Below are 24,220 nucleotides of genomic sequence, written 5' to 3' on the forward strand. Positions count from 1 at the left end.
CATTATTTTTCCAGTAAAAAACATATTAAATGATAAATATGAGATGGATGCGTAATTTTTTATTAAAATTAGACACTTTTCACATCTTGCTGCTATTAATTAATTATCTAGATTTTTTAATCATTCGTGTCGTCATCATAAGTTGCGCTATGTCATTGGCCCAACTCAACTCTAGATTGCCTGGCTGTAAATTATATGATTAAGGAAGCAACAATGAAGAAACCCTTACTTATTCTAGGTGCGATGGTTTTATTACAGTCAGCTCCGTCAGCAGAAAGTGCCGGTACGGTCAACGGGACGTTAGGCGCGACATTAACGATTATTACTGGCTGTTATATCAATGACGGTTCTGCCCCTGGCGGCCTGGCTAACTTAGGCACAGTCAACTTTGGCTCGGTACCAGACTTGAATGTTCGGATCAGGCAACCGTATAGCAGCACAGCCAACGGCACGCTGAATTTGTACTGTAGCGCCGGGACGCTCTATAGCATCGCGATAGATAATGGAGCCCATGCTTCCGGTACCCAACGTCGATTGGCTGGCGGGACTTCCGAGTTTGTGAATTACAATTTGTATAACGACAATGCTTATACTGTCCCATGGGGGACCAGTGGTGCGGGCCTTCTCGCTGGAACCGCAACCGCTATCGCCACGCCTATCCCACTCACTGTCTACACTGAAGTTCCGGTGCAGGCGACGCCGAGTGTCAGTACCTATACCGACACCGTTAATGTGACCGTCAGTTGGTAACCGGCATGACACTGGATAGCATCCCGGCGAACTCACCGATAAATCGTGATAAAACGGCCCTATTATGGTTTATTTTTTCGCTGTTATTACTGCGAACTTATCCGGCTTATGCCGTTTCCAAAACCGCTAATATCACGGTCAATGCCACGTTATTGCCCACCTGCATGGCGGGAACCTCAGTGAGTGGTGCCACCAGCTTTGGCACATTAAATTTTGGCTCAACCACCGTGTTGAACACCCCGATAGCGGTTACCGGCCAAGCCAACACCGGGGCGATTTCCGTCCAATGCAGCAAAAACACCAGCTTTACCGTGTTGTTAAGCCCCGGCCAAAGCGGCAGTGTCAGTAGTCGCTATTTGGCGGGCGGGCCGACAAGTCAGCGTGTGAATTACAACCTATATACCGACGCCGCTCATAGCCATATTTGGGACAACACCGTGGGCGTGTCACAAGTTGCCACCGGACAACCCGTCACCCTCCCGGTTTATGGGCTGATCCCGATACAAAGCACACCAGCGGCGGGTATTTACACCGATACCATTCAAGTCACTGTCAATTGGTAGGGAGGGCGCAATATGATATATAACGGTTTCTATCCCACCTTAATTCAATTGCTGGTGTTTAGCTTATTCGGCTTGCCCGTCAGCGGCAGTTATGGCGATACCTTAAATAGCCCTTTCGCCGTCAAAGCAACGATATTACCCGGTTGTATTTTAGGCAGTGGGACTGCCGATAGCAGCAGTTTTGGCTCGCTCAATTTTGGCAATATCTCTTCATTGTCAACAGCGATTAATATCGTCTCCAGCCAAAACGCCGGTTCAATCATTATTCAATGTAGTGGCACCCCCAGTATCACTCTGGCACTCAATAGCGGGGCAAATACCACCGGCAATATTTCCGCTGGCAGGCGGTTACTCAATAGTGCCACGGGCGAATATCTGTTTTACCAAATATTCCAAGATAGCGCCCGCAGTGTTATTTGGGGCAATGGCAGTAATGGCGGAACGGCGCAAGTCATTAGTGCGAACAGCACGCTACAACAAATCATTTTATATGCGCAATTGTTTGCCAGCAGCACACTCCCCACTGCGGGGAATTATACCGATACGCTATTAGTGACTGTCACTTATTAAATAACTCTTTATTTAATGTGGGTACTTTACCGACAAGGAGTTTGCCATGATTAAATTAACATCACTCGCATCAATAGTTTTATTCGCCACAGCCCTTGCCAGCAGCCCACTTCATGCCGCTTCCTCGGTATTAATTTGGCCGATTGATCCGGTGATAAACAGTGATGAGAAAGCTACGGCGCTGTGGCTGGAAAATAAAGACAGTCAGCCGGTTTATATGCAAATCCGCGTATTAGGCTGGCAGCAAAAAGCCGGACAAGAAGATTACAGCAATCAATCGGCTATTATCGCCAGCCCTCCAGTAGCGACTATTTTGCCGGGTAAGCGCCAGTTGATCCGCCTGATTAAAAACACCCCGGTACCCGCAGGCCAGGAACAAGCTTTCCGGATATTGATTGATGAAATACCCCGCAAAGACCCTAACGAAGACGCGCCGATGCCCTCTTTGGCTATGGGACTGAAATTTCAGATGCGCTACTCCATCCCGTTATTTATCTATGGTGCGGGTCTGAAATCTGAAGATGCGAATAACCCCGCGACCTTCTTTCCACTGAATCTTAGTTACAAACTCATTCAGGATAACGGTAAATCGTGGTTGGCGATCCGTAATCAAGGACAGACTCATGCCCGAATTTCTCGCGTCAGTTTATACAATAAAAATATTAATAGCGGACTGATGGGCTATGTACTGCCAGGTAATGAAATGCGTTTTCAAGTTCCGGCGTCAGCAAGTGGTGGTCAATTGACAGCCTTGGTGAATAGTCACTCCAAACCTATTGTTATTCCCCATCAATAGATTATCCAGATGAAGAGTTTCTATTGAATGATGCAGGATTAATGCATTGATAAACAAGAATAACTGTAAACACGTTAGGGTTGGGCATGATTATCAAGTTCAGGCTGTCGCCATTTTTGACATTGATGTATGCCTCAATGATATCTCCTGTATTTATACCACTAACGGTATTGGGGGATGATTTGCCCCCTCCGCCATCTGCTGCGGTAATGCCTGACACGACCTTATATCTTGAACTGGTGATTAATGGCCGCAACTTCGGCGAAGCTGTGCCAGTGATATACCGTGGCGGGCATTATTATCTGACCTCCGAGCAGCTAAAAGCGGTAGGTTTCCCCTCATCCGTAGCGAATACATCTGAAGTTGCCATTGATGCTATGGAGAAAGTGCATGTTACCTACCAAGGCGATAACCAACGGTTACTCATTGATATCCCTAGTGAATGGTTACCACAGCAGCGGGTCAATACCGCCGCTACGGAGGACTATAATCTGGCTCAAAGCAGCCTTGGACTGCTATTTAACTACGATGTCTATGCCAGTCAGGGAGATAACAGTGGCCACCCCAGTAATGTTTCGGCCTGGACGGAACAGCGCCTATTCGACCACTTCGGTTTGTTCAGTAACACCGGGGTTTATCGCACTAGTTTGACGGATACCGATAACATCACTGTCGAAAAGGGGTATGTCCGATACGATACTCAGTGGCGATTAAATGATGAAAATCATATGATCAGCTACACGGCGGGTGATCTGATAACCAACTCATTAACGTGGAGCAGTTCAGTCCGCTTGGGTGGGGTTCAGATATCGCGCAACTTTGCCATCCGCCCGGACTTAGTCACTTACCCACTGCCCCAGTTTGCCGGTCAGGCAGCAATCCCCAGTACCGTTGACCTCTACATTGATAATTTTAGAACCCAATCGGCAATCGTTAACCCCGGCCCTTTTGTCATTGATAATGGGCCAAGAATCAATGGTGCCGGGCAAGCAACAGTGGTCACCACCGATGCATTAGGCCGTCAGGTCAGCACCTCAATCCTTTTTTATGTCGCCAGTAATCTGCTCAAGCCCGGTTTATGGGATTTCAGTATTTCTAGCGGCATGCTACGCCAAAACTATGGTATTCGTTCTACTGATTATGGTTCCCCAGTAGCCAGCGGAGTGCTTCGCTATGGCACCACTCCCTGGCTAACACTTGAGGGCCGGGCAGATATTGCCAAACAACTGAATGTCGCGGGAAGTGGCGCCAGCTTACGTGTCGGTAATTATGGTGTTTTAAATGGTTCCTACAGTATCAGTGAAGCCGGTGATGACGTGCTCGGCAGCGGCATCGCCCCCACCGAAACAAATGCCGATTTACCGGCCGCCTCCTCGTCTCTGCGCTATGGCGGGCGCGGTGATCAATACGCATTCGGTTACAGCTATAGCAATGCATTTTTCAGCTTGAATGCGCAGCGTATTACTCGCAGTGAAAACTACGGCGACTTGGCAAATTATAAAAGTGAATACCGGCCCAGTCGCCGCACAGACCAAATCACCGGCAGCCTCGGGTTAGGTGCCTATGGTTCTATCGGTTCCGGTTACTTTGATGTCCGTGATGCATTAGGGGAGCGAACCCGTCTGGTCAACCTCAGTTACAGCACCACCGTAATGGGTAACACCAGTTTTTATTTCTCGGTCAACCGGGAACTGGGCACAAAAGGCTACAACGCGCAGATGGTCTTTAGTCTCCCTCTGGGAGATTGGGGTGCGGGCAGTATCAGCAGCGTGCGTGATACCAACAACGCCTGGAGTCAACGTGTCAACTATAGCCGCGCCACCCCGACGAATGGTGGGTTTGGCTGGAATCTGGCTTATGCCAATGGCACCGGTGAAAGCAGCAGTTATCAACAGGCCGACCTCATCTGGCGAACCCGTGTGATGGAGAGCCGGGTTGGTGTGTATGGCAATGCCAACGAATATCGTAGCTGGGGAGAAGTCAGCGGATCACTGGTCATGATGAACCATGGAATCTATGCCAGTAATACCATTAATGATGCATTTGCGTTGGTATCAACCCGCGGCTTTGGCAAAATTCCTGTAAGTTATGAAAATCAGTTAATAGGCACCACCAATGACGACGGTTATTTATTAATTCCGAATGTCACCTCTTATTATCAGGCTAAATTCCAGATAGATCCGATGAGCCTACCGGCGGATGTTTCCATGCCAGAAGTTGAGCGCCGCTTGGCTATTAGCGAACGTAGCGGTTATTTAGTCGATTTCCCGCTGGAACAAATTACTGCCGCGACGCTACATATTACTGATGAGTCGGGGAAAGATTTACCCAAAGGCAGCCCGATATTTGGCCTCGATACCCCCCCCGTCAGCTATGTGGGCTGGGAGGGTATTGCTTATATTGAACAAACGAATCCCCATAACAAACTGAAAATAATCCGAGCGGATAATGGTGCGCATTGCTCTGTGCAATTCACACTGAAAAATAGTGTAGGAATACAGAATATCGGCAGCGTGATATGCAAATAATTCAACCCTGGCGAAAATAATGGAGAAAATATGACCCAGAATAAAGTGGGAATAAGCTTTGCAGATAATCTTTCGGCTATTATCGCGTTGCTAATATTACTGGCAGGACTTATTGCTCCGGCCGCTCGAGCTGATTCTTGCACCTTTTCCCCCGGCACCGTCACCCTTCCCCCCAGTTCGTCTGTGGCTGCTGGCACCACTGCGGTCAATGCTCAAGGAAACAGCGCGATGTCTTGTTCTGGGGCATTAATCACGATTGGACTATTAGGGACATTTTCCTTATCAGCCACAATATCCAGCACGACGAACAGCCTGAACCTTAAAAACGCGGCTGGCGACCTTATCCCTTACTCTATTTATCGCACGGGATCTTTTAACCCGGCACTGAAAGTGGGTGATTCACTCGATTATAGCAGCGCCAGTTTACTCTCAATTAACTTAGGGTCATTGAACGCCAGCTTACCTATCTATATTCGTACCGGCGTCAATGGCGTGATTAGCTCCAACATTAGTGCAGGAACCTATACCGATGTGATCACTTTGGGGTGGCATTATAATATTTGCAAGGTGCTAAATCTGTTGGGGGCATGTATTGGCTCCTGGTCAGGGAATGGCACTGGAACTGATATCACAACAGTGACCGTCACCTTAGTAGTCAGTAAAGATTGTGCGATTAATAGCACCCCAGACGTCAATTTCGGTGGTTTTGCTTTAGTCGGCCAATTCAACCCTGTCAGCCAAAATATCACCCTCACCTGTACCAAAGGCTCGACCTTTAATACTTATGTCACCGCTGGGGATAACCCTGTGACCAATTGGCGGCAAATGAAATTAAACTCCACGACCGTCACTGACTATTTACAATATCAGCTGTACCAAGGTGCTTCTGGCAGCACATTATGGGATTCAACCTCAATGCAACCCGGTTCAGGAACTGGCACCGCGCAACTCGTTCCTTATCACGCCGTGATTAACGCCAATCAGCACCAACGCACTCCAGGTGACTATCAGGATAATGTGAGTCTGGTACTTGTGTATTAATTGTTAATTATGGGGACGTCATATTTATCCTGTATTGGAGTAGGACATTATGAGTTTCCCTTTAATTTTCAGTGTAATAAAAGTTAAAAAACAACTTAAATTTAAGAAAATTCCGAATGAGCTGTACTAAATCTATCCCTGTTATACAATCTGCGGGCTTAAATAATAGCCGAAAGACTTCTACCTAAGGAAAGCCGCGATTAAACAGGAGTGGGCACCATGACTGATTATGATAATCGGGAGAAATCAGCTGACATTACTCTATTAAAAGAAATGAACAGCTTACGGGATATCATCGAAAATAACTCAGACTGGATCTGGGAGGTTGATGTTACCGGCCATTATACGTTTTCATCGGCAAAATCTATCGAGCTACTAGGTCGTCTTCCGCATGACGTGATTGGTAAAACCCCATTTGATTTTATGCCCGAAGATGAGGCTAACCGGGTGGGTGAGATATTTGCCGAGATCGCGGCAGCACGTATTCCGTTTGCGGGTATACAAAATCGTAGTATCCGTGCAGATGGCAGCGAAGTCTTAGTAGAAAGCAGTGGTATCCCGCTTTTTGACGATAATGGGGAATTCAAAGGTTATCGGGGGATAGACCGTAATCTGAGCAATTTACCTTATAATGCCAGTCAACGCCTCTTTGAGTTGGAATCGATTTATTCCAGTGCCCCAGCCGGGCTGTGTTTTATCGATACAACCATATGTTACCTTACAGTAAACGACTATCTTGCTGAATTATTGGGTAAAAAAACCGTAGATATTAATGGTCGTAAAGTGGCAGAGTTCTTACCTGGCATCGTTCCTATTCTGCAAAATGCCCTGCTAAAAGCCTATTGTAACGATAGCATCCCAGATGCTGAGTTTCAGATGCCGGATAAACAACGGGTATTTTTCATGCGTATCAATGCCGCCAGATATCCGAGCGGTCAGGTCAGTGGCCTGTCTGTCGCGATGATCGATATCTCTGCACTGAAAAAGATGGAAGAAAAGCTACGCAGCAGTAAACAACATTATCGCAATATGGTGGAACTGAACCCACAGATCCCCTGGACGGCCTCGCCAGACGGTATGATCACCAATATCAGCTCTCGCTTTGAAAAAATTACGGGGTTAACTCGTGAAGAAGCACTGGCAGACAGATGGCTGCGAACCATCCATGTGGATGACCGCCACCCTACATTGATAAGTTGGGAACATTCTCTGCAAACACAAGAGCCACTCGACGTCGAGATACGTTTTTGCCATGTAGAAAAAGGCTGGAACTGGATGCGTATCCGCGCCGTTCCTAGCATTGACGAGCTCGGTAATGTGGAATGCTGGTACGGCACGGCGGAAGATATCCATGAACGCAAGTTACTAGAACTTAAGCTGATTAAGGCTAATCGACGTCTGGAAATTCAAGCTCGAACAGACTCGCTAACCAAATTACCTAATCGCCGAGAGTTCAAGAAAGTATTGGCTCATGAATTTATGCGGGCAAGGCGCTCAAGTTCGCCATTGGCCGTTTTAATGATTGATATAGATTATTTTAAGAATTTCAATGATTGTTACGGCCATATTTCTGGCGACGCATGTCTGCGATTGGTCGCCAGGGCATTGCGCAAATCATTGAAACGCAGCACCGATATTGTCGCCCGTTATGGCGGAGAGGAATTCGCCGCTATCTTGCCAGACACAGACCCAAAAGGTGCCAGTTTGGTTGCGGAGCATATTTTACAATCTATCCGGGCAATGGGTATCAAGCACGGTGAAAGCAAATTCCGCAAAGTTACCATCAGCCTGGGGGTCACCGTCTATCAATCTCAGCTGCACAGCAGTATTACTGATCAGGCTGACTTGGTGCAGACAGCTGACCAGGCGCTTTACTATTCTAAAAAGAATGGTCGTAATCAGTTTAATTTGGCCGAACTTCCCCGTTAGAGACGAATGACGAGCGGTATTTTTTCGTGTACTCTTCTGGCGCTTTTTTTTAGCTCGGCTATTCTCAATAAGGTGGCCAATCTGGTCATACCTCATACCACTCGGTAAAGAAGGAGTCTTTATGGGAAAAACTGTGGTAAAAATCAGAAGTTTCGAAGTGGATGACGCAGTATTATCCGCACCATTGGATAAAGGTGAAAACACGCTCAGTATCCCGTGTAAATCAGATCCCGAATTGTGTATGCAGCTAGATGGGTGGGACGAAAATACCAGTATTCCTGCAACACTAGACGGTAAAGATACGCTGCTCTACAAAAAACATTATGACCAACATCAAGACGCCTGGGTGATGAGGGTAACTTGATTGTTCAAAGATCCGTCACCCATAGCTAAAATTTATGAGTGGCGGTTTCTTCATTTTACATTCAATAAAACTGCTACATCCGATAAAGCCGACGGCTAAAAATCACTTGATGTTTGCATCACAACCGCTGTTATCAGAATATTTCTAACACTTTGAATTGCATGCAAATCAACATCATATCCGGCGAAAATAGTTCGTATTCTTCAAAAAAACGCTGATGTTCTTTACGCCAATACGTCAGAGAACGATCGCCCTCCCCCTCAGCCAAAGCATGCGCCTCATCAACCTGATCAAAAGTTTTCAACTCAACATCCGTCAGCTCGATTGCACAAACCGGCTCATTGCGGCCATTAACCACAACAAATACATCACCCGCCTGTGGGACACCTTCTTCATCCAATGCAGCACAAGTTGCTGTTTTAGTGCCATTCAGGACTAATGCCAATAAATCATCCGCGACTTGTTCAGTATCACCAAAAGCCCAACGTTCGGCGTTTTCATATTTTTTTGGAATTGCAGCCATAGTTTCATTATTCCTATTCGTAATATTATTGATGCAGCGCATATTATGCTTTAACGCTACGAACTCACTCTCGCATCAACATAAATTTTCGCTACTATACCTAAATTGCGGTAAAAAAATAAATCCCGCAAAGCAATTTCAAATCAAACAAAGCTATCGAGGTAAAAATAAAGACCTATGGTGACCAAACGCTTGCATAAAAAACATTGGAAAATGTTTGTGGTGTTACTTTGCATCTGTGGCGCATTAATGCTGTTGCGGTGGGCATCTATGATTTTTGGCTGAGTGAAGCGCCACTATTTTTTGTCTTTAGGCAAGAATAAACAACCACATTTTGGGCACACTAGCGCTGTATTTTTGTGCACTTTTTCTGTGCTCTGCTCAGATGTCGCGCCGCAATCCGGGCACTTAATGCTCACTTTGACACTGCTAACCAATTTTCTGATGCTATCAAGAAATGACATATGCTCGCCTCTCAGTTGTACAACCTCATTAGATTTCGTTAACCAACGCCCCTAAACCGTGGAGTGGTCAGCGTTACTCAGATTATCTTTACCGGATGAGATGTGACTCAGTGGAAATAACCGGTTTTGCAGGAGACAATGGAAAGAAACAAGCAGGAAATGGAAAGATACGAGGGGGAATATTCACCACGCTGCATGGCTGGCATGCTTGGCGTAGTGAAATGGTAGGCAGGTTATTGGAAACCCTTGGTCTGGGATCAGTGATTCCATAATTCTTGGATCAACCCTCTGACCCGAACCTTGGAAGCACCAGCAACCAGGCTGATAATACGGTTCGCGCTCAACGTAGAAACATCCGTATTCCATTCATCAAACGAATGATCGGCATAACTGTCGTTGAAAACCTTTTTTATCGAGGATTCAGCTTCGGACATCTCACTGAAACTCTTAGCGTTTATTAAGCACTGAGCAATGATTGAGACTTTTTTCATGTTTTATCCTTGATTATCGGTCGCATAGTGTAGCACAATCTCACTCTCTCTGCTCATATGCTGCTTAAATTGTTTTCTATTTGTGCTAACCGATTGATAAAAAACGAGATCCAATAAATATCATTAGCCACTCATACCTCTAGCTCGTTTGACCCCATGCCCTTATTGACTGGCAAAATTTGACCTGCAGTCTCGATATTTTCTAAAAAAACCTATTTTGTCGCAAATCCGCAACAATAAATTCATTATTTATTCATTTGTTGTGCGCTTTTTATTCAATTAAAGTCTATAGTGTAAGGGTTCTGACATAGTCACATGTTTTACCCCTGTAGGTAACCGAGGTGTCAAATGATCAGCAATTTCTTTCTCTATTCACTTTTTATTATCTATATCAGTGCCGCAGTTGTTGATGGCTCGCTGCCCCTATTTAGCCAGATGTAGTTATTTTAGTCTGATGTAACTCAATGTGAATCTGTAACCCCGTTCTCATTAGAGAGCGCGTATTGCAATAAAGCCCCCATTTCAATAGCACCCGGTGGCCGTAACGCCCATTTAGGTCCCTGTAAAGCCTGCGCATAACCCGCCTGATATAAATGCTCCATCTTCACCGGATCAAAAATCTCTGCGCCGTTAATATCAATATCCGATGGAATAGTTATCCAGTGAAATCCTGATTTTTCAGCCAATGAGAAAGCATAAATTCGATATAAATCGCCGACTAATGCCGCTTTACTGGTTGAATCCAGTGTGCGTAAAGCAATATTCCGGACCAATCGCGGAGTGGGTGCGGGTTGTGGGCCAAGCTGACCATTGTGAATAATATATATATCTTCTTTACTCTCGGCTAAGCCCGCTCTGGCACGCACCACTTTCGAGCTGTATACCCCTCCATTGTAAAAAACTCGTGCCGCAACTCCACCATCGACGTGCATTTCATCGTAATGTTGACCTTTAGCCACCACATCAAAAAATACAGGTGAAAAAGCGACGGGTACAGAGGAAGAGGCAAGCATTACTTTACGGAATAATATTAAAGCTTCTGGTGTCCCTTTCGTGGCAATCAGCCCCATGTTCCACACAATAAAGCGCTGCGAATCAAGATCAACCGTGCCCATATACAACCGCCGCCCATGTTGATGGGCCTTGGCTATTTCACTCAGTAATTGAGGGGTGATATGGCCATCAATGAGCTGAGAGAGTGGGCTAGTATCAGCCAAGGATTCGCGGAAAAATAGACGAAACAGCAGATTATCCAGATGGAAAATATCCTGGGTGGTCGTTGTGGTATAAAAGTCATGCAGCGCCTGGTCATAATCACTGCCTAAGAAGGCAAAAGGCGCAATCAGAGCGCCGGTTGATACCCCACTCACCACTTTAAAAATCGGCCGCTTGCCCGTTTTAGTCCAGCCATTCAAAAAACCGGCACCGAAAGCGCCATTAGGGCCTCCGCCTGATAAGGCTAAGTGAGGATAAACATGAGTCCCATCAGCCACGCGGAACATCTCTTTCGGTTCGTCTTTATAAGATTGCAGTAAGTCAGCTTCAAATATTGGGCTAATATGCCCAGCTCCCGCGCGAACATTAGGCATTCCAGGGATTTCCGCTTCAGGCATTAACGCCACAGGTACTGGATTTCTAGGTAATTGACTACAAGCGCCTAATAAAAAAAAACCTGTCAGTAGCACCACGGCACGTATTAACTTCCCACTTTTTATCATTATATTTTCCAACAATACGGCCATAGGTAACTCACTAACTTTATATTACTTTGATGAAGATCGCCTAAATGCGGGCTATCGATTAAGCCACTGTTGCTGTGAGTGGTACGAGTCATCCCCCCTACTCTGCGGTTTCAGGAGTTTCTCCCCCCACCGTATGGGCTATTACTCTTTATGTGACAACGCACGCCATTGCTGCACTGATGGCCGTTGCCATTGATAACTTGCATACTTACGCAGGTATACCGGCAGTTCGTCGCCATTGAGCGCCAGCCGGTTAAGCATTAACGCCAAATCAGTATCTGCAATGCACCATTCACTGAATAAATTCTTCCGACCATCCGAAAGTAAAGTTTCCAACCCTGAAATAAGTTTGTGCGCCGCTTGTTGCCCCGCATCTGATAAGGGGGGCATTTTCACTCCACCAAAGACAACTTCCGTGGGACGTTCAGCTCTAATCGGCATAAGATCACTGCGCAACCAAGCTTGGATTTCACGCGCTTTAGCGCGCTCTTGCTTATTTTGTGGAAAAATCCGTGCATATTCCGGTGAAGGAAAACGCTCTTCTAAGTATTCAGAAATAGCTGAAGATTCTGATAATCGAAAATCATCAATTATCAGGGTTGGTACACGACGAGTGGTCGAGAGCTTGCCAAACTCTTTACGCAAATTCTCGCCAGCAGACAGATCAATCGCACTTAGAGTGAAAGGAAGGGCTTTTTCTGTCAGTGATACAAAAACAGACATAACATAAGGGCTGAAAAAATCCGTATCAGTATACAACGTAATGGTTTGCTGACTCATTGTGGCTCCATCTGATTATTGCTAAAAGATACATTAGTCGATTTTACTGTTTCGCCGAAGTTTCCGGTGGTTCTGTGTTATTTTCGAGATAAAGTGTGCGGCTGGGGAACGCAAAGTCTGCGCCATGCTTATGTACTATATCAATAAATTTCAAATAACAGCTCTGCTGAACGGCTAACCATTCAGCCCATACCCTTGTCTTAGTAAAGCAATAAACCATAATATTGAGAGAAGACTCGCCAAACCCATTGAAATAGACCAATAAGGTCTGTTGATGGTCAATGTCATCATTATTGGCTAAAAAAGTGTGCATCTCATCGACGATTTTCCCCATTTTATCCGCATCCTCATACCGCAGCGCCAAAGTAGTTTTTATTCTGCGATTGGTCATACGGCCTGGGTTTTCAACGCTAATATCGGTGAATATGGAGTTAGGAACATACAGTGGACGGTTTTCAAACGTCATTATTTTTGTCAGCCGCCAACCTATTTCAACAACAACACCCTCAATATGGCGATCTGGCAAACGTATCCAGTCTCCGATATTAAAAGGACGATCAAAATAAAGCATCACACCAGAAAAGAAATTACTCAAAATATCTTTTCCAGCCATACCGACGGCAAGCCCCCCAATACCACCAAAGGTAACCAACCCGGAAAAACTCATGCCCAGATGCTCACCATAGAGCAGAACGACCACCACCACAAAGGTAATTTTCAGCATGCGCGAGATAATTTTAGCGCTGGTGATATCACTCCCTTTTGCTATCTGTCGCTTTTCCAATACATCAAATAATACAAACATCCGGCGCATCAACATCAGCAGGATAACTGACATACAGATAAAATTAACTGTCTTGGGCGTGATAAAGTTTATCTTTATATCAGCAAGTGCATTATTGATGATCTTCCCCACCACAATCACCATGACAGACCACAGCAGGAAGCTGACAAATTGTAATATAAAACTATAACGAGAATGGTGCCGTCTCATTCCCCACACCGAGACGATTAATAAAGCAATGACACAACTGATTACCACAACCAGCCCGACAAGGTTTTCCATAGTAAATTGAGCAACCATATGCTTTATGCCCTCAAACATATCTCATGTGTGACTTCTCGCTTTTTCATCGGCTGCGAATAACATTTATATCGCAGCCCATAGCCGAAAAATACACTAACGAAGATTAATCTTCTGTGGGAATATCATCTAAAATCGTCAGCAGAATATCCGCATCCGGGGTTGTGATATGTTTCCCTTCCAGGAAACCAGCGAGTTTGGCTTCAGCATTATGTTCGTACACTTCATAACCTGCAATTCGATAACCCGGCACACCATCCTGACCACGAATATACTCATCGCCATCAATATAGTACTCAACAACACCGCTAGCATCTTCAATCTCATAACGTTTATCAAAAGGGAACTGTTTCATCACTTATCCTAAAAAAATACTGCATACCGGTATAATGCCAAAATACCGCTTTTTTAGGAAGCACTAGCCTTCAGGCTATTCAGTCTCATTTTCAATACCTTTTTATATGGAGGACGTTCGATAGATATATTCCTTTTCATTAAATTTCAAACACCCTCTAATCATAATGGTAAGAGTCCTATTTGATTTTTACCCCACTAATTTTCATGCCAAACAAAGTAATCCACGGTAAACTGATGCGCCTAAATAAGGAGATGAAATGAGCACGGAAATATTTATTGCGGTATTGGGTGCAGCGCTATTGCATGCTAGCTGGAATGCTTTAGTCAAATTTGGTACTGACCGTTTAGTGGCTATTTCGGTGATGGCCTTTTTTTCCGGTGTCATCTCATTCTTCGGTATTTTCTTTGTAGGTTTACCCTCACTTAGCGCGATCCCTTGGTTACTCCTGTCTGTCGCTTTTCACACCGGTTATTGCCTCTTTCTCAGCAAAGCCTACGAACAAGCAGAGTTTGGACAAATTTATCCGATTGCCCGTGGTGTAGCACCATTATTAAGCGCCCTGCTGTCGTGGTTAATTTTATCTGAAATCCCACGAGCAATGGCATTATTAGGGGCTGTTATCTTGGTTTCTGGGGTCATTATGATGACATTTGATGGCCGCCATGGCCCAAATAAACTTAATCTCAGGGCTACCCTCTATGCATTAACAACTGCGGCATTTACCGCCTGTTATACCCTATCCGATGGGGCGGGGAGTCGTGCCAGTATTGAACCGCTCAGTTATATTTTATGGCTATTTATGTTCAATGGCATGACCATGTTTGGGCTACTTTGGATTCTGCATCGCAATGTGGTTTTTCGTGAAATCCGACAACATTGGCGTCACGGCATCATCGGGGGGGCCATGCAATTACTGGCTTATGGCATTGTCATTTGGGCCATGAAAAGTACGCCAATCGCCTTAGTAGCCGCACTTCGTGAAACCAGCGTCCTCTTCGCGATGGTGATTTCTATCTGGATGTTAAAAGAAAAACCCTCGGTATTACGGCTTATAGCCAGTGCCATTATTATGGCCGGAGTGGCCATTACCAAATTTGGTTAATTTTTCACCTTCCAAGGGAATACCTATCGCTTCGATAAAAAACGAGTGAGCGACCTCTTCTGTAAATACGCTATACTCATATAAATCCTATAAATAAGGAGAATATATGCTCATAGGATTTGCTTTACTGGTTAGCACCTGCGGAATGGATGCTTGCGAGGCTCTGCCCGTCACTGACGATATTTATGCAACACGTCATGAGTGTATGGCTGTAGCTGCTCGTCTTCATGAAAGAAGGCCCGATGTAGTATTGATTTGTGGTGAAGTCTACCGCCACTCTGATAGCGATAAATCTGAGTAATACATTTAGAGTTAGTTTTACTGCCTAAATTTAACTCTCCCTACAGTAATAACCCCGTATGCCCTCTTCATAGTGTAAACAACATGTTATACGAAAATTTTTATGGCGCTGGGAGTAATAAAATAAAAATCCCTGCTACGCTTTAATTAAGCATCAAGTGCAATATAAGCATTGAATTATGGTATATAAATATTCATCAAAAAAGACCATAAGTAAGCATCCCTTTTGCCAGGAGTTTTACAATGAATCCTCCTTCATAAAATATCTGAATATGTGTAAAGAACACCGTAAATAACGGGTTATTACTTTTACATATAAAGGATTCCAAAAATGTTCCAATTTGATGCTTATAGCACACTCGTCGCTGCAAGTCTGGTTCTATTACTAGGACGGCAATGCGTCAAAAAAATCCCTTTATTACAAAAATATGCTATCCCTGACCCCATCGCTGGTGGCCTATTGGTTGCATTAATATTTCTGCTTATACACCAAACCACAAGTTGGGAAGCTCACTTTGATACATCATTACGTGATCCATTGATGTTGACCTTTTTTGCCTCAATTGGTCTTAATGCTAATCTCGCCAGTTTAAGGGCCGGTGGAAAAGTATTAATAAAATTTATCATCGTCGTTATTGGTCTGTTGTTATTACAAAATACGATTGGCATTGGTATGGCTAAAATACTCGGACTGGAACCCTTAATGGGATTATTAGTCGGGACTATTACTCTGTCTGGCGGACATGGTACTGGGGCCGCCTGGAGCAGTGTATTTGTTGAGAATTATGGATTAGTTAATGCTACTGAAGTTGCGATGGCCTGTGCGACCTTCGGTTTGGTATTAGGTGGATTAATCGCCGGGCCTGTTGCACTTTATCTCATTAAGCATTCTGCGACACCTAATGGAAGACCAGAGGATGCGTTGCAACCAACAACTTTCGAAAAACCTCAATCAGGGCGAATGATCACCTCACTGGTTTTGGTCGAAACCATTGCCATGATTACCATTTGTCTGATGATCGGCGGCTATATTAGGGAACTGCTGGCAGGGTCAATATTTGAATTACCCGTCTTTGTTTATGTCCTGTTTGTTGGGGTTATTCTCAGTAATATACTCGCTTACACTCGGTTTTATCAGGTATTTGACCGTGCAGTCTCTATATTGGGTAACGTCAGCCTTTCCCTTTTCCTGGCAATAGCGTTGATGAGCTTAAGGTTATGGGAGTTAGCCTCCCTGGCCCTCCCAATGTTGGCTATTTTACTGGTGCAAACACTGTTAATGGTATTATACGCAATATTTGTGACTTACCGAGTTATGGGGAAAAATTATGATGCTGCGGTTCTTGCTGCGGGGCATTGTGGTTTAGGTTTAGGCGCTACACCAACGGCAATTGCCAATATGCAAGCAGTAACCGACCGTTTCGGGCCATCTCATGTTGCGTTTCTTATTGTTCCGATGGTCGGGGCATTTTTCTTGGATATAGCCAATGCTATCGTGATTAAGTTGTCTTTATTACTCCCGATGTTTACCCCATTAGGTTGATTCAATTAAGTACCCGATTAAAAAGAACTCAAAATTTGGCGTTGTTATAAAATACAACGCCATTTGGTTCACAAAAAATACGATTAATTAGCCACCAGGGGAGTAAAAATCACGCGTAATTAGCGCCCTTTCTTCTTGCGTCCTGGTTGAGTGAAACGCTTACGGGCAGCAGAATTACCTTCTGATTTCTCAGTATTTTTAGCTCGGGCAATGACGGGCTTTTTATCTGCAACAACTTTGACTTTCGGCTTTTTTGACGGTTTTTCATCAGACGACGAATTCTCAATCAACTTGAATAATTCTGTCAGTTCATCGTCGGTTAAATCTCTCCACTCGCCTTGTGGCAAGCCTTTCAGATTGACGTTCATAATGCGGGTTCGTTCAAGCTTAGTCACTTCATAACCAAAGTGCTTACACATACGACGAATCTGGCGATTAAGCCCCTGCACTAGCGTGATGCTAAATACAAAGGCGGCTTCTTTTTTTACTTTACATTTTTTGGTCACCGTTCCCAACATTGGCACACCCGCACCCAGGCCGAGAATAAACTCATCAGTCACCGGTTTATTAACCGTCACTACATACTCTTTTTCGTGATCATTCCCAGCGCGCAAGATCTTGTTGACTAAATCGCCGTGATTCGTCAGGAAGATCAAACCCTGAGAGTCTTTATCGAGACGCCCGATAGGGAAAACGCGTTTGCTGTGGTTAACAAAATCAACGATGTTATCGGATTCACCATCCTCCGTAGTACTTATGATACCAACCGGTTTATTTAACGCGATCAGCACCAAGTCGTTTTCGTCACGCGGCTCGATAAGTTGGCCATTAACTTTCACCACATCCCCGACATATACTTGATCGCCAACCGCAGCCCGCTTGCCATTAATAAAAACATTTCCTTGTTCGATGTAACGATCAGCATCGCGGCGCGAGCAGATACCGCTCTCGCTAATGTATTTGTTAAGACGAATGGATGAGTTAGTCAGCATAATTTTCCGTAAAAATCGGACTATACCACGATACGTTACAAATTCTACAAAACTGCTTAGCTGGGAGATAGCGGAGTCATAGCAACATCACAGAAAGCGCTTAGAGATTAGTGCTAGCGCTGATATTGAGGATCAATGATTTTTTGGAAATTGAAATTTATTGTAAAATCTACGGCTCATAATTTAATTATCAAAAGGATGCCCAGTGAAAAGGCTCTTGTTGTTTATTGCGCTGGTAATGCCCTTATCTTCTTATGCCGTAGAAGAATTCTTCTATCAATGCAACGATGGTACAAAGGCTCATCAGTACGTGGCGGAAGATGGTGATGTTGTCATGGAATTCCATGGTATTAAAATGACTTACCAAGGTATTAACACCGCAAACGAACTGAGTTTCAGGGATAATACCGAGTCTTATCTCCGGTCCAATCGACTTAGCGTAACAGCCATTACTGAATCTAAATTTCGCATGTATCTCCTTTCAGAGAAAAACCACGTAACTACGGAGTGTGATGTTATTGCCACCAAGGGATAATAACCAGTAAAGGCGGTACATTCCGCCTTACTCAGCTGATTACTACATTACTAATGCGACCGTTCAGCAGTACAATTTCTCCTCACTCTTCTCACAACATAGACTAACACCCAATCTAACGTATTAATTACGTTGTAATTTTTAGTTCAATTATTCATTTTCTGACTCAGTGGTCAACAGCGCATAGTGCGTTATAATATACAAGCTAAACTAGATACGGACAGAAGTGACTGTTTGCCGTTTAATAACCCATGGAAGATGTCCTCACAATGAAAACCTCTATTATCAGTTCTCTAATTTTTGCCACTCTTGCAACTTCGCCGCTTTATGCATCTGAACAAAAGATTCTCACCCAGCAGCAGATAGCCACTATTGTCAATAACACCCTGGCCCCATTAATTGAAAAACAAGATATTCCCGGTATGGCCGTTGCTGTGTTTTACGACGGCAAACCCTTATTCTTTAACTATGGCGTTGCCGATATAAAAAATCGCCGCCCTGTAACGGAAAATACCTTATTCGAACTCGGCTCAGTCAGTAAAACATTCACTGGGGTAGTCGGTGGATATGCTGAGCAAACCGGTATTCTTAACCTAAGTGACTCTGTAACAAAATACAGCCCAGAGCTAACGGGCCGTCAGTGGAAAGATATTAGCATGCTGAATTTGGCGACATACACCGCGGGTGGTCTCCCTCTTCAGATTCCTGATTCTGTCACTAGCATGAAACTATTGTGGCAATACTATCAACAATGGCAGCCGCAGTGGGCTCCCGGCGTGATGCGAAATTACTCCAACGCCAGTATTGGATTATTCGGCGCCCTGGCAGTGACAAAAAGTAATTTGTCGTTTGAAGACTATATGGTCAAACATGTTTTTCAACCTTTAAAGTTAACCCATACCTTTATAACTGTCCCCGATTCCATGCAGTCAGACTACGCGTGGGGATATAAAGATGGCCAACCTGTTCGTGTCACTCCGGGTGTGCTGGCGGCTGAAGCCTACGGAGTAAAATCTACTGCACAAGATATGGTAAAGTTTATGCAGGCAAATATTGAGCCGGAAACACTTCTTGCTGATAATGATAAATTAAAGAAAGCCATCATCAGTGCCCAATCGCGTTATTACCGCTCAGGGAACATGTTCCAAGGTCTGGGATGGGAAATGTATGACTGGCCTATTAATCCACAAGAAGTCATTGATTCCAGTAGCAATGAGATTGCCTTGCAACCCCATAAAATTAACGCATTGATGCCTCCATATTCTGCGGTTCCAGCATCTTGGGTACACAAGACGGGTAGCACTAATGGTTTCGGCGCATATATTGCTTTTATCCCAGAGAAGAAGATCGGAATAGTGATGTTAGCTAATAAAAATTACCCTAATCCTGTCCGAATAGAAGCGGCTAATTATATTCTTCAGTCATTGTATTAATAATGCTGCCGAATAGCTCAATATAAAACCGGTATTTGATATGAAAAAATATCTCGCAAGTGCTTGTGTGACCTGCTCCTCCGTTGATTAATTATAATGGTCTAAGCAAACCGGACACTATGCTAGAGATATGATGATGACAGCCAACAGTAACCTCTGCTGGCTGTCACCCATTTTCCCTAAATAAGAAAAGTCATCAATGGTCAGATTGAGCGACGGGTGCCGTTAATAACTTTGCGTGCGCATTATCGATAACTCTTGCAAGAACCGCCTGTAATGTGAACCGCCATAGCAAAAAACCCACCATTTAGATGGGTTTTCACTGTCTAAGGGGACGATTAGAATCGATACCCTACACCAAGTATCCAGGTACCAACTTTTACATCATTGAGTTTGGAATACTCATATGAGGCATCAAAAACAACGTTTGGATATGGGTTGAATTGTACCCCTGTACCAGCGGTCATTGATGTTTTGCTCGCACTCACTGATTCATCAGGTGTGGAAAATTTAACTTTCCCATGAGCTACCCCCATTAATCCATACAGACTAACATATTCATTAATACGGAAAATAGGTCCTGTAGTCAGTGAATAATAACGAGAATCACCTTCACCAATCTTAGTATTTCCCTGATAAGAATCGTGATCCAAATCAGTATAAGTAAACGAACTAATCATTCCCCAGTCATTGTTAACTTCGTAACGGTATTTTACATTAATACCCTTATGGTCTTTATCTAAAGAATGTCCATTCGCCTTTACATGACTTTGCGCATAACCTAAAGAAATACTACTTTCACCTACAGCGTATACATTAACGGACACGATTGATAAACAGGCAATCAAAGAACTGGCCAATAATGTCTTTTTCATAAAAATCATCCGGATCATTATAACAATATCTAACACAACAACCATATCACTGATATGGCGAAGAGAATGATGCCAAACCCATGATATATATGTAAATATGGATATTGATACAGTACCCTGAGCGTAACTAAACCTTGTCACACGAGTCGATTATTCCTACCTTTTTAATTGCAGCTCACTGTAATTAGTTTCTGGGACATAAATCAGAAAAAATGACCGATAAATACCTTGATACACGGGGCAAAGAATACGTGATGCTATAACATTTCCTCCGTTTTTAAGACGGGGCTATCCCCTCGCCAAAAAGACCGAATATGAAATTTCGGACAAATTTCGGATATAAATATCATGCCAAGTTTATTCCAACGCGCCCCACCCAAATTCCCTTACCACTTATAAATTCTGTCGCCATGCCAAAATGCTTGAAATAGGTAGGGCTTGGGAAATGTTCGAAAAACTGGAGGACTGCCAGGAGTGCGCTGAAAAAGCAGGATTATTCCATCGACCATGCAAAATCAAGCTTCTCAAAATATTTTGTACTGAAAGGACTCGTTAGTAATACTGACTGTCAACTATGAGCGAGAAGCGGATATACCAGCCGCAATTTAGCAAGGCAATCAGATAACAATGAAAGTTTGACTAAAAACAAAGTCCGCGAAAAAAGTTTAGGTGAAACTTTCGATTCTAATGACTTATGTTAATGCATGGGGCGTAAGTCACAGCCAAACAAAGCGCTCCAAACTCAAGAAAGCAAGGCTCCTCACAATATCAGCTTTTCCGCATTACCGCCCTGAGTTAGCCTCTTCCGCCAGCATTAGCAGTACCGCCTTCAGCCAGTTAGTCGCTTCTCGCTTACCGCTTCGTTTATGCGAATAAATCTTCACTTCAAACGAGCGTATCTCGAACGGTAATGCAAAAATCTTGATATTCATTGCTGGAATCAGCTTCTCAGCGGCAAAACGGGGAATCGCCATCAGCAGATCGCTTTCCGCAACAATAAATGGCGCGCTAAGCATGGACGGCGTTTTGATCGCTATCTGCCGTGTATAACCCATCTGCTCAAGCTGTAAATCCAGAACACCTCTCTTTTCATTCCAAGGCGTTACAACCAAGTGCCGGGCGGCGAGATAATCTTCCAGTGTCAGCTGTGTTCGGCTTTTGTTGCTGATGACGACATACTTATCTTCGAACCAGTTGATCTCTTCCAGTTCAGGATGCCGGATCTCATCCGGTGTGCTGAATCCAAGCGCCAAATCGACTTCGCCCGCCAGCAGTTCCGTCAGCGCTGGGCTATGCGGCAAATAAAGTAACTCAAAGCGCAAGCCGGGCGCTTCGTGCTGTAGTTTGTGCATCAGGGTAGGAAAAATGCAAAACGCGGTAAAATCTGTTATCGCAATTTGAAAACACTCCGTACTATTGGAGGCTTCAAACTTCGGCTGCGGAGTCAGCTCCTGATTGAGGTAGTTCAGTGCCGAAGCAATAGACGGAGCGAGCTGAATAGCATACACACTGGGGCACATACGGTGGCCTTCCCGGTAAAATAAGGGGTCATTGAGTGTGATGCGCAGCCGCGAAAGCGCATGGCTCAGCGCCGATGTGCTCATCGCCAGCTCATCCGCAGCCAGACGAACGGAACGGTGACGATAAATCGCGTCAAAAACAGGCAGAAGGTTTAAATCAAGACGTCTTAGCGTTGGATGCATAATATTCATCATTGAGTGATTTCATTGCACTTAATTCTTCTGACAATAACGCTTATGCTTGGCGCTATCAATGCCGACACTATACAGAAATGACAGGAAAACTAATGAGCATCACGATTCGCCAGGCCCGCCCGGAAGACGCAACGGCAATTTACGATATGATCTATGAACTGGCGGTGTATGAAAAAGCGCCGGAAGAAGTGGTCACCACGCCGGATGAGATCCGCGAAACACTGTTTAGCGCTGGAAGTAAAACCGAAGCATTGATCTGTGAAAGTGAAGGTAAAACCGTAGGGTATGCCGTTTTCTTCACCAGCTATTCTGACCTGCTCCCCGTTGTTTAATATACTGCGATGCTCGTAATGTCCGCTTCATGACCCGCTCCCCGTATGTGATCCATTCATAATCAGGAATAACCGGCTTCTGACCCAGCGTTGAGTGTACTAATGTTCCCGCATCCGGCATTTCACAGGCAGCAATTAGTGAGTCACGCTGAGTCATGACATCGGGCGCGTTATAAAGGCCACTATTCTGAATAAGAAAACCACGGATAGTCAGGCTGCGAGTAGTACGACCTAAATCTTCAATCCACGCAGTATCTCGATAAGGATATTCATGAATGGCTTGGCGACGGCCAAAAAACCCGTCAGCGGCCAATACAGCAAAAGGAACACCACGAAAAGATGCGGGATGCAAGCGTTCTGACCACTGCCAACTATCACCACCGGTACCTAATAAATCAGAAAGTGCATTACTGATCAGCGACATTTCACTCCCCTCCATAAATGAAAAAACCCGCACAAGGCGAGTCAGTATCTTCAACAATTATTTATAACTTTTTCATTCCAGTGGGTTAATATAAAACCCATCCTCACCGGATTCCTTTGTTATTTTAAACCGGCCATTATTGGGTGTTTCTATAACGACTAGATTAAGATTAACAATCCTGAAGCTGGCAATTTCCATCTGCTTTTGCTCATTAAGCATTTTTGATACATTTTGATAACTAAAACATAGTGTTCCATTCTTCGCATAAAAATTATTTACATCACTGGGGCACACTTTTAACTCTTGCATTTTATTATAAAGTATAAAGAATATTATCCCGCCACAGACCGCAATTCCTATTGCAATAAACCTCATTACAGTCCGCTTTCTGGATGGTTCTTTTTTGAATGAATAAAATAAAGCCACCAGAAAAACAAAGAAGAAAAATAACAAAGTTTGCCAAGCACTCATTTCTATCCCCTAAAATTGTATTTTTCACATACTATCAGATTATGGATAGTTCATGGAAGTTGCCACCTTTCCACTTTGATCCCCAGCAATAACCCGGCGTTCACCCGTTCTACTATCAATAATCGTCAGTTCTACCTCTGCTTTGTTATCTCTCATAGCTTGGACGATAGCGCTGGCAATCTGATCAGCACCACCGACATAGCTTTGTTGTGGAGCGTTTATAGAATATTGGAGGTAATGCGTTAATATCCGAGAGGCCGGTAGTTAACTCGTTTTGCTGAGGGTGAATGGCGGGCAAGCCCGGCATAATCTTCTGGAGATAGTTACGAGTTTCAGTGGATGCTTTTCCTAATCCATATTTCTTGACGTTATTCTGTCCCCAATTGTAGGAAGCTACTGCCTTATTCACATCACCATCAAAATCTTTGAGTAGATCTGCCAGATATTTTGCGGCCGCTTCGCTGGATTTATTGAAGTCCATGCAGTCATCCATCGTGTTTAAGCCATAATCTCTA

At 44.3% G+C, this 24,220-nt stretch carries 26 protein-coding genes and 2 pseudogenes; 15 read left to right on the forward strand and 13 right to left on the reverse strand.

Annotated features, from left to right (window positions below):
* The first annotated feature begins 195 nt into the window (after window positions 1-195).
* The 8 genes from DX162_RS17535 (at window position 196) to DX162_RS17570 (ending at window position 8,541) form a co-directional block, all read left to right on the forward strand.
* On the forward strand, window positions 196-750 hold the full coding sequence (locus tag DX162_RS17535; protein ID WP_004392725.1) for a Csu type fimbrial protein: 555 nt from the start codon (window positions 196-198) through the stop codon (window positions 748-750).
* Window positions 751-755: 5 nt separating this feature from the next.
* Complete coding sequence (locus DX162_RS17540) at window positions 756-1,313, forward strand: Csu type fimbrial protein (protein WP_004392726.1); 558 nt, start codon at window positions 756-758, stop codon at window positions 1,311-1,313.
* A 12-nt stretch (window positions 1,314-1,325) separates the two neighbouring features.
* Window positions 1,326-1,883 (forward strand): Csu type fimbrial protein, encoded by a 558-nt coding sequence (locus DX162_RS17545; protein ID WP_004392727.1) that lies wholly within the window; start codon window positions 1,326-1,328, stop codon window positions 1,881-1,883.
* Between the two features lie 46 nt (window positions 1,884-1,929).
* Window positions 1,930-2,679 (forward strand): fimbrial biogenesis chaperone, encoded by a 750-nt coding sequence (locus tag DX162_RS17550; protein WP_004392728.1) that lies wholly within the window; start codon window positions 1,930-1,932, stop codon window positions 2,677-2,679.
* Window positions 2,680-2,765: 86 nt separating this feature from the next.
* On the forward strand, window positions 2,766-5,207 hold the full coding sequence (locus DX162_RS17555; RefSeq protein ID WP_004392730.1) for a fimbria/pilus outer membrane usher protein: 2,442 nt from the start codon (window positions 2,766-2,768) through the stop codon (window positions 5,205-5,207).
* A gap of 30 nt (window positions 5,208-5,237) precedes the next feature.
* Window positions 5,238-6,248: a Csu type fimbrial protein gene (locus tag DX162_RS17560; RefSeq protein ID WP_004392731.1), complete on the forward strand. Its 1,011-nt coding sequence runs from the start codon at window positions 5,238-5,240 to the stop codon at window positions 6,246-6,248.
* Window positions 6,249-6,467: 219 nt separating this feature from the next.
* Window positions 6,468-8,177: a sensor domain-containing diguanylate cyclase gene (locus DX162_RS17565; RefSeq protein WP_098080843.1), complete on the forward strand. Its 1,710-nt coding sequence runs from the start codon at window positions 6,468-6,470 to the stop codon at window positions 8,175-8,177.
* Window positions 8,178-8,298: 121 nt separating this feature from the next.
* Window positions 8,299-8,541 carry a YebV family protein gene (locus DX162_RS17570; protein ID WP_032820961.1) on the forward strand — a complete coding sequence of 81 codons (243 nt, stop codon included), beginning with the start codon at window positions 8,299-8,301 and terminating at the stop codon, window positions 8,539-8,541.
* 133 nt (window positions 8,542-8,674) lie between these two features.
* On the opposite strand, the gene DX162_RS17575 is transcribed toward DX162_RS17570, so the two are convergent.
* Entirely contained in the window at window positions 8,675-9,064 is a 390-nt protein-coding gene (locus DX162_RS17575; protein ID WP_004392736.1) for an ASCH domain-containing protein, read from the reverse strand.
* Between the two features lie 177 nt (window positions 9,065-9,241).
* Here DX162_RS17575 and yniD point away from each other — a divergent pair, with 177 nt between their 5' ends.
* Window positions 9,242-9,349: a small membrane protein YniD gene (gene yniD, locus DX162_RS22615; protein WP_086017152.1), complete on the forward strand. Its 108-nt coding sequence runs from the start codon at window positions 9,242-9,244 to the stop codon at window positions 9,347-9,349.
* Between the two features lie 11 nt (window positions 9,350-9,360).
* Here the strand turns inward: yniD and DX162_RS22465 are convergent, their stop codons facing one another.
* From DX162_RS22465 to DX162_RS17600, 6 genes are all read right to left on the reverse strand, one after another.
* On the reverse strand, window positions 9,361-9,528 hold the full coding sequence (locus tag DX162_RS22465) for a YnfU family zinc-binding protein (RefSeq protein WP_216360670.1): 168 nt from the start codon (window positions 9,526-9,528) through the stop codon (window positions 9,361-9,363).
* Between the two features lie 257 nt (window positions 9,529-9,785).
* Window positions 9,786-10,019 (reverse strand): hypothetical protein, encoded by a 234-nt coding sequence (locus tag DX162_RS17580; RefSeq protein ID WP_005272441.1) that lies wholly within the window; start codon window positions 10,017-10,019, stop codon window positions 9,786-9,788.
* A 461-nt stretch (window positions 10,020-10,480) separates the two neighbouring features.
* Window positions 10,481-11,737: a patatin-like phospholipase family protein gene (locus tag DX162_RS17585; RefSeq protein WP_032820962.1), complete on the reverse strand. Its 1,257-nt coding sequence runs from the start codon at window positions 11,735-11,737 to the stop codon at window positions 10,481-10,483.
* 165 nt (window positions 11,738-11,902) lie between these two features.
* Window positions 11,903-12,541 (reverse strand): glutathione transferase, encoded by a 639-nt coding sequence (gene yfcF / locus DX162_RS17590; RefSeq protein ID WP_004392741.1) that lies wholly within the window; start codon window positions 12,539-12,541, stop codon window positions 11,903-11,905.
* 43 nt (window positions 12,542-12,584) lie between these two features.
* Window positions 12,585-13,625 (reverse strand): mechanosensitive ion channel family protein, encoded by a 1,041-nt coding sequence (locus DX162_RS17595; protein ID WP_004392742.1) that lies wholly within the window; start codon window positions 13,623-13,625, stop codon window positions 12,585-12,587.
* A gap of 106 nt (window positions 13,626-13,731) precedes the next feature.
* Window positions 13,732-13,980 carry a hypothetical protein gene (locus DX162_RS17600; RefSeq protein WP_004392743.1) on the reverse strand — a complete coding sequence of 83 codons (249 nt, stop codon included), beginning with the start codon at window positions 13,978-13,980 and terminating at the stop codon, window positions 13,732-13,734.
* Window positions 13,981-14,239: 259 nt separating this feature from the next.
* Here DX162_RS17600 and DX162_RS17605 point away from each other — a divergent pair, with 259 nt between their 5' ends.
* From DX162_RS17605 to gltS, 3 genes are all read left to right on the forward strand, one after another.
* Window positions 14,240-15,085 carry a DMT family transporter gene (locus DX162_RS17605; protein ID WP_004392744.1) on the forward strand — a complete coding sequence of 282 codons (846 nt, stop codon included), beginning with the start codon at window positions 14,240-14,242 and terminating at the stop codon, window positions 15,083-15,085.
* Between the two features lie 106 nt (window positions 15,086-15,191).
* The gene (locus tag DX162_RS17610) at window positions 15,192-15,386 is read left to right on the forward strand and encodes a hypothetical protein (RefSeq protein WP_032820964.1); all 195 of its coding nucleotides are present in this window, start codon (window positions 15,192-15,194) and stop codon (window positions 15,384-15,386) included.
* A 330-nt stretch (window positions 15,387-15,716) separates the two neighbouring features.
* Window positions 15,717-16,928: a sodium/glutamate symporter gene (gene gltS / locus DX162_RS17615; protein ID WP_004392745.1), complete on the forward strand. Its 1,212-nt coding sequence runs from the start codon at window positions 15,717-15,719 to the stop codon at window positions 16,926-16,928.
* A 119-nt stretch (window positions 16,929-17,047) separates the two neighbouring features.
* Here the strand turns inward: gltS and rluF are convergent, their stop codons facing one another.
* Entirely contained in the window at window positions 17,048-17,920 is an 873-nt protein-coding gene (gene rluF / locus DX162_RS17620) for a 23S rRNA pseudouridine(2604) synthase RluF (protein WP_049560088.1), read from the reverse strand.
* Between the two features lie 205 nt (window positions 17,921-18,125).
* On the opposite strand from rluF, the gene DX162_RS17625 reads away from it, so the two are divergent.
* Window positions 18,126-18,455 carry a hypothetical protein gene (locus DX162_RS17625; RefSeq protein WP_032820965.1) on the forward strand — a complete coding sequence of 110 codons (330 nt, stop codon included), beginning with the start codon at window positions 18,126-18,128 and terminating at the stop codon, window positions 18,453-18,455.
* A gap of 269 nt (window positions 18,456-18,724) precedes the next feature.
* The gene (ampC, locus tag DX162_RS17630; protein WP_071777701.1) at window positions 18,725-19,888 is read left to right on the forward strand and encodes a class C beta-lactamase; all 1,164 of its coding nucleotides are present in this window, start codon (window positions 18,725-18,727) and stop codon (window positions 19,886-19,888) included.
* A 338-nt stretch (window positions 19,889-20,226) separates the two neighbouring features.
* Here ampC and DX162_RS17635 read toward each other — a convergent pair whose 3' ends face one another.
* Both DX162_RS17635 and DX162_RS17645 read right to left on the reverse strand, forming a co-directional pair.
* Entirely contained in the window at window positions 20,227-20,763 is a 537-nt protein-coding gene (locus DX162_RS17635) for an Ail/Lom family outer membrane beta-barrel protein (protein WP_032820976.1), read from the reverse strand.
* 782 nt (window positions 20,764-21,545) lie between these two features.
* A complete protein-coding gene (locus DX162_RS17645) occupies window positions 21,546-22,478 on the reverse strand; it encodes a LysR family transcriptional regulator (RefSeq protein WP_004392750.1) in 933 nt (310 codons plus the stop codon).
* A gap of 92 nt (window positions 22,479-22,570) precedes the next feature.
* Between DX162_RS17645 and DX162_RS17650 the strand changes: the two are divergent.
* Window positions 22,571-22,798, forward strand: a pseudogene (locus tag DX162_RS17650) (N-acetyltransferase family protein); the annotation flags it as partial.
* An 82-nt stretch (window positions 22,799-22,880) separates the two neighbouring features.
* Here the strand turns inward: DX162_RS17650 and DX162_RS17655 are convergent.
* The 3 genes and pseudogenes from DX162_RS17655 to DX162_RS22620 form a co-directional block, all read right to left on the reverse strand.
* A pseudogene (locus DX162_RS17655) lies at window positions 22,881-23,234 on the reverse strand (DNA circularization N-terminal domain-containing protein); the annotation flags it as partial.
* Between the two features lie 72 nt (window positions 23,235-23,306).
* A complete protein-coding gene (locus tag DX162_RS17660; protein ID WP_004392753.1) occupies window positions 23,307-23,705 on the reverse strand; it encodes a hypothetical protein in 399 nt (132 codons plus the stop codon).
* A 184-nt stretch (window positions 23,706-23,889) separates the two neighbouring features.
* The gene (locus DX162_RS22620) at window positions 23,890-24,186 is read right to left on the reverse strand and encodes a lytic transglycosylase domain-containing protein (protein WP_004392755.1); all 297 of its coding nucleotides are present in this window, start codon (window positions 24,184-24,186) and stop codon (window positions 23,890-23,892) included.
* Between the last annotated feature and the right edge of the window lie 34 nt (window positions 24,187-24,220).

The organism is Yersinia kristensenii, from assembly GCF_900460525.1.
Lineage (GTDB): Bacteria > Pseudomonadota > Gammaproteobacteria > Enterobacterales > Enterobacteriaceae > Yersinia > Yersinia kristensenii.